The 8,848-nt window shown below is 74.8% G+C and carries 8 protein-coding genes; 5 read left to right on the plus strand and 3 right to left on the minus strand.

Annotated features, from left to right (window positions below; translation table 11 throughout):
- The 3 genes from AB0G08_RS29785 to AB0G08_RS29795 all read left to right on the plus strand — a co-directional run.
- The coding region (locus tag AB0G08_RS29785; protein ID WP_358094198.1) for a 2-oxo acid dehydrogenase subunit E2 at positions 1–945 on the plus strand (945 nt) is incomplete at its 5' end.
- 139 nt (positions 946–1,084) lie between these two features.
- Positions 1,085–2,749, plus strand: coding sequence for a right-handed parallel beta-helix repeat-containing protein (locus AB0G08_RS29790; protein ID WP_358094216.1), 1,665 nt, complete (start codon positions 1,085–1,087; stop codon positions 2,747–2,749).
- A 355-nt stretch (positions 2,750–3,104) separates the two neighbouring features.
- On the plus strand, positions 3,105–4,373 hold the full coding sequence (locus AB0G08_RS29795) for an Ig-like domain-containing protein (protein WP_358094201.1): 1,269 nt from the start codon (positions 3,105–3,107) through the stop codon (positions 4,371–4,373).
- A gap of 111 nt (positions 4,374–4,484) precedes the next feature.
- Here AB0G08_RS29795 and AB0G08_RS29800 read toward each other — a convergent pair whose 3' ends face one another.
- On the minus strand, positions 4,485–5,504 hold the full coding sequence (locus tag AB0G08_RS29800; protein WP_358094204.1) for an SMP-30/gluconolactonase/LRE family protein: 1,020 nt from the start codon (positions 5,502–5,504) through the stop codon (positions 4,485–4,487).
- Positions 5,505–5,658: 154 nt separating this feature from the next.
- Here AB0G08_RS29800 and AB0G08_RS29805 point away from each other — a divergent pair, with 154 nt between their 5' ends.
- A complete protein-coding gene (locus AB0G08_RS29805; protein WP_358094207.1) occupies positions 5,659–6,009 on the plus strand; it encodes an STAS domain-containing protein in 351 nt (116 codons plus the stop codon).
- A gap of 345 nt (positions 6,010–6,354) precedes the next feature.
- Here the strand turns inward: AB0G08_RS29805 and AB0G08_RS29810 are convergent, their stop codons facing one another.
- Positions 6,355–6,747: an FKBP-type peptidyl-prolyl cis-trans isomerase gene (locus tag AB0G08_RS29810; RefSeq protein WP_357883033.1), complete on the minus strand. Its 393-nt coding sequence runs from the start codon at positions 6,745–6,747 to the stop codon at positions 6,355–6,357.
- Between the two features lie 415 nt (positions 6,748–7,162).
- Entirely contained in the window at positions 7,163–7,729 is a 567-nt protein-coding gene (locus tag AB0G08_RS29815) for a hypothetical protein (protein ID WP_358094211.1), read from the minus strand.
- A 201-nt stretch (positions 7,730–7,930) separates the two neighbouring features.
- On the opposite strand from AB0G08_RS29815, the gene AB0G08_RS29820 reads away from it, so the two are divergent.
- Complete coding sequence (locus AB0G08_RS29820) at positions 7,931–8,629, plus strand: CBS domain-containing protein (protein ID WP_358094213.1); 699 nt, start codon at positions 7,931–7,933, stop codon at positions 8,627–8,629.
- Positions 8,630–8,848 lie beyond the last annotated feature (219 nt).

Genomic DNA, 8,848 nt, shown 5'->3' on the forward strand with positions numbered 1-8,848 from the left:
CTGCGGCTGCTCTCGCTGCTGCGCGACGCCGACCTGATCCGCGACGCCCGGGCCGAGGCGATCGCCCTGGTCGAGGAGGACCCGGAGCTGGCCCGCGAGCACGGCCTCGACCTGGCCACCCTGCGCGGCACCGGTCCGGGCGGGGTGGTGCGCCGGGCGGACGTGGAGGCCGCTGCGGCCGGGGCGGCGACGCCGGCCGCCCGGCTCGCCGCGGTGCCGGACGAGCCCGTCCCGTCGACGGTCTCCGGCGCCGAGGACCTGGTCGTCCCGCTGACCGGCATCCGCAAGGTGATCGCCGACAAGCTCTCCCGCAGCCGGCGGGAGATCCCCGAGGTGACCATCTGGGTGGACGTGGACGCCACCGGCCTGCTGGAGACCCGCGCGGCGATCAACGCGGCGACCCCGGACGCGCCGGTGAGCATCCTGGCCCTGCTGGCCCGGATCTGCCTGTCCGGGCTGCGCCGGTACCCGCAGCTCAACGCCCGGGTCGACACCGAGGGCCAGCGGATCGTCCAGTCCGCCGGGGTGCACCTGGGCATCGCCGCCCAGACCGACCGGGGGCTGGTCGTGCCGGTGCTGCGGGACGCGCAGCGGCTGACCACCGCCGAGCTGGCCGCCGAGCTGACCGCGACCACCACGGCCGCCCGGGCCGGCACGCTGCCCCCGGCCCGGCTGACCGGCGGCACGTTCACGCTCAACAACTACGGCGTCTTCGGCGTCGACGGCTCCACCCCGATCATCAACCACCCGGAGGCGGCGCTGCTCGGGGTGGGCCGGATCGTGGACAAGCCCTGGGTGGTGGACGGGCAGCTCGCGGTGCGGAAGGTGACGCAGCTCAGCCTGACCTTCGACCACCGGGTCTGCGACGGCGGGGTGGCCGGCGGTTTCCTGCGGCACGTCGCCGACTGCGTCGAGCGGCCGGCGGTGCTGATCGCCAACGTCTGACCCCGGCCGCGACGGCCCCGGCACCGCCATCCGGCGGCGCCGGGGCCGTCGCCGTCGCGGCCCGCGTTTCCTGCGGAAAGGGCCGGGAATGCGGGCCGGGCAGTCTCGCCGAGGGGAGGACGAGGTGGCGTACCCGGACATGCCCTCCGCCAGCGGCGTGCGCCGCCACGCGGTGGCCGGCGCCCCGCTGCTCTGCGACGCCCGGGAACACGGCCTGGTCGGCGACGGGGTGGCCAACGACCAGCCGGCGCTCGCCGCGCTGGTGGACCGGCTCGGCGACGCGTACTCCGCCGACGGCCGGGCCAGGATCATCTACTGCCCACCCGGGGTCTACTCGATGCGGGACTCGGGCACCGTGTGGCGTTCCGGGGTGTCGCTCGTCGGCGCCGGCCCGGGGGCGACCCGCTTCGTGCTCAGCAACGCCGGCAACCGGTCCGACCCGGCGCCGCTGGCCTTCTACACCACGCTCCAGCACGGGGCCGACCGGGACCGGCACCTGGCGGACTGCACCTTCTCCGACTTCGAGATCGACGGCTCGGGGGTGGCGTCGGCGGACTACAACCCGCTGGCCAAGGGGCTCGGGTTGCAGTACGTCGTGCGGGGCACCTTCCGCAACCTGTACATCCACCACACCGCCGCCACCGGCCTGGGCTGCGACTTCCTCCAGGACTGCCTCATCGAGGGGGTGCTGGTGGCCGGGTGCGGGCGGCTGGACAGCGGCACCGAGATGGGCGGCGCCGGCATCGGCGTCGGCATCGGCGGCTGGGGCAGCGTCGAGCGGTTCAACATCGTCAACTGCAGCGCGGTGGCCAACGCCACCAACGGCATCTTCCTGGAGTTGCAGGAGGCGGACCACCTGCGTCCGCGGGGGGTGCGGATCATCGGCTGCCACGCCCAGGGCAACCGCTTCGGCATCTCCGACTGGGGCGCGAACGGCCTGATCGTCTCCGCGTGCACCATGACCGGCAACCTGGAGGCGGGCTTCCACGTCTCGGCGAAGGGCACCACGCACACCGCCGGGCGGGGCGGCATCCTCACCGACTGCGTGATCGACGGCAACCTGCGCGACGGGGTCAGCATCGGCAACACCCCGGGCCCGTACACGATCCGTGGCAACCGGATCAGCGGCAACGGCCGGTACGGCTACCACCAGCGCAACCTCGGCGGATCCGAGGAGCAGGTCGCCGAGGAGATCGTCATCGAGAGCAACGACTTCTACGGCAACAGCGCCGACGCCATCCGCATCGACCGTCCGGTCCGCGACGCCATCCTGGTCGCCAACCGGATCCGCAAGAACGGGCGGCAGTGGGCACCGGCGACGAGCGGGCACGGCGACTCGGTGCGGTACACCGAGAGGTCGGTGGTGGACCGGCGGGCGACCTGGCCGAACGACGGCCACCGGGGCAAGGTGGTGCGGGTCGGCGAGCGGATCGCCGTGGTGGCGGCCAACGACGACACCGAGCTCACGCTCGCGCCGATCCGGCCGGATTCCCACAGCGGGTGGAGCGGGGCCACTCCGGCGCCGGGCACCCCGTACGAGCTGCCCGCCGGGCCGCCGGTGCGGGCCGGCATCGCGATCAACGCGGCCGTCGACTCGGCCACCATCCGGGGGAACCGGATCTGGGACAACCGGGAGCCGAGCAGTCAGGACCACGGGCTGTGGATCACCGAGCAGGGCAGCTGCGTGGACTGCCGGGTCGAGGACAACGACCTCGCCGGCAACGCGGACTCCGCCATCCGGATGGACACCCCGCCGGTCGGCGGCCGGTGGGAACGCAACCACGGCGACGACGCCTGGACGTGAGCGTGCGGCGTCGGGGGTGCCGCCAGGTCGTGGGCGTGCGGTGTCGGCGGGCGACGCCTGGTCGTGAGCGGGCGGCGGCGGCGACGCGCGGGGGCGGCGTCGTGCCGCGCACCCGCCTCGTCGCCGCCGAACCGCCCGGGGTGGGGCAAGGGGGACGCGCCGGGAGGCCGGGGGCCGGCGGTGGCGCGTCGGACGATCCCGGACGGATCCGGAAATCGGAGCGGGCGGCCCCATTTAGTGCAGGGCGGGAAATGCGTCCCATAATTGCTTTCCCCATTCCGCCGAATTGCGCGCCCATCCGGCGCGGCGTGGAGAGAATGTGGCTGAGGGACACCAATTAACGGGGGGACGCATCATGGAGTTGAGGCGGCGACTGACGGTGCTGGCCGTGACCATCGCGGCAGCGCCGTTGGCCCTCGGCGGGTGCACCGCCGACCGCAAACCGGGTGCCGGGCCGGCCGAGGGGCGGGCGGCGGCGGCACCGGAGTTGGCCGTGACGCCCGCCGACCGCGCCCGCGAGGTGCCGATCAGCGCCGAGGTGGGGACCGCGGTCAGGAACGGGAAGGTCACCGCTGTCCGGATCACCGACGACAAGGGCGCGCAGGTCGAGGCGGAGCCCCGGGAGGACGGTTCGGGCTGGGTGCCGAAGGCGCCCCTGAAGCCGCGGCGCACCTACACCGCGGAGGTGACCGCCACGGGGGACTCGGGGAGGACGACCACCCGCAAGACCACCTTCACCACGATGCCGAAACCGACGAAGCCGGAAATCACCAGCACGTTGTACTTCGCCGGTAATCGGACGTACGGCACCGCAATGCCGGTGACCGTGGCGTTCGACCCGCCCATTCCGAAAGAGGCCAGGGGCGACGTGCAGCGCCGTTTGTTCGTGAAGACGGATCCGCCGCAGCCGGGTGCCTGGTCGTGGGTGTCGGACGGCAGTCAGGCCTATTACCGGGCCCCCGACTTCTGGCGCCCGGGGACCAGCATCAGCGTCCGGGCCGGGCTGGAGGGCCTGCCGATCGGCAAGGACCGGGTCGGCGACTCCGACCGCACCGCCACCTCGAAGATCGGTCGGCAGGTGGCCCTGGAGATCGACAACGCGACCAAGCAGATGTCGGTGCTGCGGGACGGCAAGGTGGTCCGCAAGATCCCGGTCAGCATGGGCAAGCCGAGCACGCCGACCTCCAGCGGCAAGATGGTGATCATGGAGAAGCACGAGTTCACGACGTTCGACACCCGGGGTTCGGCCGACCCCTACGTGGTCGACGTCGAGGACGCCCAGCGGCTCACCTGGGGCGGCGAGTTCATCCACGCCGCGCCCTGGTCGGTGGGGGACCAGGGCAGCACCAACGTCTCGCACGGCTGCACCAACGTGTCCAACGAGGCCGCGGACTGGCTGATGGGCGTCACGCAGGTCGGCGACCTGGTCACCATCAAGGGCACCGAGGTCGAGTTGACCGAGGGCAACGGCTGGACGGCTTGGAACGTCAGCTGGGACGAGTTCGTCAAGGGCAGCGCGCTGCCCGTGCCGGCCGGCCTGCGACCGACCCCGTCGGCCGTACCGCACCCGGGCGCGGTGGCCGGGGGCTCGCCGGTGCCCGCGCCGTCCGTGCGCGGCGGCTGATCCGACGGTACGCACACCCGGGGACCGGCCCGCCGCCGCGCGGGCCGGTCCCCGGCGCGTCGGGCGTCGCGGCTCAACCCAACGGCACCCGGGCGCGTCGGGCGTCGCGGCTCAGCGCAACTTCACCCGGGCCACCCCGGGCCCGGTGAGGCTGCCCAGCCACAGGTGGTCGCCGTGCTGGCGGACGCCGGTGATCATGTCGTAGGTCCCGCGCGGACCGTGCAGGGTGCGCAGCACCCGTCCCTCGCCGTCGACGAGGGCCACCAGGCCGTAGCGCAGTGGTTTCGGCTGCACCGCCGCCGGCAGCACCGCCACCAGCTGCCGCAGCCGGGGGTGGGGCAGCAGCCGCTCCACCACCGGCACCCGGGGACTCGGCAACGCGATCCAGTACGTCCCGTCGCCCACCGGGGTCAGGTTGTCCGGGTACGCCGGCAGGTCGGCCAGCACGGTGACCGCGCCGTCGGCCAGCGCGACCCGCACCAGCCGGTGGGTGGCGGTCTCGACCAGCATCAGCGCCGACTCGTCCGGGGTGAGCGCGAGCCCGTTGGGGAAGTGGAACCCGGCGCGGACGACCTCGGTGCGCCCGCTGCGCGGGTCGTACGCCAGCACCCGCCCGTTGGGCCGGTGCTCCAGCAGGTCCCGCTTCCAGTGCGAGAGCGGGAAGCGGTCGGAGGAGTCGGTGAAGTAGACGGTGCCGTCGCGGGCGACGGTGGCGTTGTCGGCCAGGTGTGCCCTCGCCCCGAGCCCGCCCAGCTCGCGTACCGCCCCGTCACCGGTCACCCGCAGCAACCCCCGGTACGCGTCGCAGACCACGAGGCTGCCGTCGCGCGGGTCGACCTCCACGCCCAGCGGCCGGCCCCCGGTGTCGGCGAGCGGCCGGGGCCGGGTGCCGGGTGGCGCGTCCACCGGCCACCACCAGAGCCGGCCGTCCGCCGCGCCGCTGACCACCCGCCCGGACGGGTCGACGACCACGTCCTCCGGGCCGGACACCCCGTCGGGCAGGGGCAGCAGCTCGACCGAGTCGAGTCGCCGGTCGGCGGGCGCCCACGGCCCGTCGAGCGGCGGCGGGACCGTGGCGGGCTCGCGCACGGGTCGGATCAGCCGGGGCGCGCGGGGGCGGGAGGAGGCCATCGGCTCATTCTCGCCGCCGAGGTCGCCGCCCGCAGGCCCGCGCCGCGTCATCCCTGAGGGGGATCCGGGAGGCCCCGGGTATGACCCTGGACGTACCCCGATCCGGTCCCTCAGCAGGGCGGAAATGTCGGTGGTGGGGGATAGGTTCGTCGGTATGGAACAGCGCGACGACCGGCTCCACGTGGAGATCACCGTGGCCGACCACGAGGTGGAGGTGCGGGCGATCGGCGAGGTCGACATCGCCACCGTCGCCACGTTCCGCTCCGCGCTCTGGGCCGCTCCGGCCCGGCCCGTGCTCCGGCTGGATCTCTCCGGCGTCCGCCTGCTCTCCGCCGCCGGGGTGCGGGCGCTGGTCGCCGCGCACCTGCGCGTGCGCGCCCGAGGCGGGGAGCTGGTGCTGCTCCGCCCCGACCCGGTGGTCGAGCGGGTGCTGCGGGCCACCGGCCTGCACCGGGTCATCCCGATCGTGGACCCGTGCGCCGACCGGGAGCTGGTGCCCTGCTGACCCTCCGGCGCCCGAGGCCCAGGGCGGCGCGGCGTGCGGGCCGGTGCCGACGGCGTCGTCCGCCATCCGCGCCGGCCCGTGGCCGAGCGGTCCGCCCGTCCGCTGGGCGCTTGGCCCGTGCGCGGAGCGGTTCGCCCCTGCGCGGCGCGGTTGATCGTCCACCGGGCGTCCGCCGAGTGGTGAGCTGCCGCCCGCTGGGCGGTTGGCCCGTGCGCGGAGCGGTTCGCCCCTGCGCGGCGCGGTTGACCGTCCGCCGGGCGTCCGCCGAGTGGTGAGCCGCCGTCCGCTGGGCGGTTGGCCGTGCGCGCGGCGGCTCACCGCCCGCTCAGAGGGCTCGCCGTTTGCTCAGCGGACGCCGAGCAGGTCGACGACGAAGACCAGGGTCTCGCCCGGCTTGATGACGCCACCGGCGCCCCGGTCGCCGTAGCCCAGGTGCGGCGGGATGGTCAGGCGGCGCCGACCGCCGACCCGCATGCCCACGACGCCCCGGTCCCAGCCGGAGATGACCTGCCCGCCGCCGAGCGGGAAGTCGAACGCCTCGCCCCGGTTCCACGACGAGTCGAACTCGCGGCCGGTGGAGTGGGCGACCCCCACGTAGTGCACGCTGGCCAGCTGCCCCGGCTGGGCCTCCGGCCCCTCGCCGACGGTGATGTCCTCGATGACGAGGTCGGCGGGCGGCGCGCCCTCGATCGGACCCACCTCGGGCTTGCCCGAGCGGGCGCCTGCTGCCTGGTTCATTCGGGAGTCTCCTGCCGTTTCGGTCCTGATGTCCGTCACCCGAGATCCTGCCCGATGGCGTCCGGCCGATGCGTGGCGGTCCCGGAGACCCGCGGCGCGACCGGTGTGCCGCGCCGCCGGCCGGGTCTCCCACCTGCCCGGACACGTCGGGCGGGCGGGAGACGCGGCCGGCGGGGGGCGTGACGCGGTGAGGTGGGCGGGCGCGACGCGGGCGTGACGCGGCGGGTGGGCAGGCTCAAGGGGCATGACGTGCGGGGCGGGCAGGCGGAAGTCGACACGACGTGCGGGGCGGGCACGCGGTGGGTCGACACGGCGGGGGTGGGCACGCGGAAGTCGGCATGACGTGGCGGGGCGGGCATGCGGAAGCGGGCGTCACCGGTGGTGACGCCCGCTGGTGGGTAGGTGCCGCGCCCGGTCACCGCAGCCAGGGGAAGCGGCGCACGATCGGGAGCTTGGCCCACGTCGTGCCCAGGCCGAGGGTCGCGCCGGCGTTGACCAGTGCGAGCCCGACCAGCAGTGCCGCGTTGAGCAGGTGGTCGTCCATGAAGGGGTTGTTCTCGGGAGGCAGGACGACCGTCCACATCATCACGTAGAGCACCGCGCCGGCGACGGCGGCCAGGCGCATCCCGATGCCGAGCAGCAGCGCGACGCCGATCGCGGCCAGGCCGACCATGAAGAGCACATCGGCCCAGGCGGCCCCGGCGATGCCGTGGTAGAAGTCCGCGAACGGACCCGCCGCGCCGAAGGTCAGGAAGCCCTTGGTCGGGCTGCCGCCGTTGATCCAGGCGTTCTTCGCCTCGGTGGCGAACCCCAGACCGAAGACCTTGTCCAGGAACGCCCAGAGGAAGGTCCACCCGAGGGCGATCCGGATGCCGGCGAAGACGTACCGGGCTGCCCGCTCCCTGGTGGTCTCGCCGACGTGTCGGGTCTCCGCGACCGGAGCGTCGGTCCTGGTGGTGGTGCGCTCGATCGTCGCGGCCATTCTCTCCACGTCCCTTCGTGTGCCTCGCACCGCGCTTTCCCGGTGGCATCTCCATTGGACGCCCACCGGCGCCCGGCGGGCAGGGCCGACCGGGCCCCACCGGACCGGGACCTTGGACCCCTCCTGGCCCGGTCCGGCGGCCCTGACCCGGCGGGCCGCCGCGGCCGTAGCGTCGCAGGTGGGAACGACAGGGAGGTCGCGATGAGGACGTGGCAGGTGGGCGACGTGATGACCCGGGAGGTCGCGACGGTGGGGGAGGAGACCCCCTACCGCGAGATCGTCGACGCGTTGGTCCGGCGGGGCATCAGCGGGGTGCCCGTGGTGGACGGCTTCCGTCGGGTGCTCGGCGTGGTGTCCGAGTCGGATCTGCTGCACAAGGTCGAGCGGGCCGGCCGCCCGGACGAGCGGCGGGTCTTCGAGGGGCGGCGGCGCCGCGCCGCCCGGGAGAAGGCCGACGCCCTGCTGGCGCGTGACCTGATGACCGCCCCGCCGGTGACCACCTGGCCGGAGGCGACGATCTCCGCCGCTGCCCGGCAGATGGACCAGGAGTCGGTCAAGCGGCTGCCGGTGCTCGACGACCTGGGCCGGCTCGTCGGCATCGTCACGCGCGGCGACCTGCTGCGGGTGCACCTGCGCAGCGACGCGGAGATCCGCGAGGACGTGGTGCAGGAGGTGCTGCGCCGCGTGCTCGCGGTACGGGACGGGCTGGTCACGGTCCAGGTGCGCGACGGCGAGGTGACGCTCGACGGCCGGTTGGACCGGCGCAGCGCCGTCGAGCTGGCGGGCCGGCTGGCCGGGCAGGTCAGCGGCGTGGTCCGGGTGACCAGCACCCTCGCCTACGACGCAGACGACACCGCGCTCGTCGACCTGGACGCGGCCCGGAGCACCCCGGTGGCCTGACGCCCGTGCGGCCGCCCGCCCGACACCCGTGCGGGCCGGCCCACCGGCGGCACCGACCTGCCCGGGACGGCCGGCGGCACCGACCCGGGCGGCCCGTCGGCGGCACCGGTGCGGGCGGCCGGCCGGCGGCACCGACTTGGCCGGACGGCCGTCGGCCGGTGGGCGGCTCGCCTAGGCTCGGGATCGGACGCGCTGCGGGCCCGCCGCCGGGTCGCCGGG

This window comes from Micromonospora sp. NPDC023644, from assembly GCF_040640115.1.
GTDB lineage: Bacteria > Actinomycetota > Actinomycetes > Mycobacteriales > Micromonosporaceae > Micromonospora.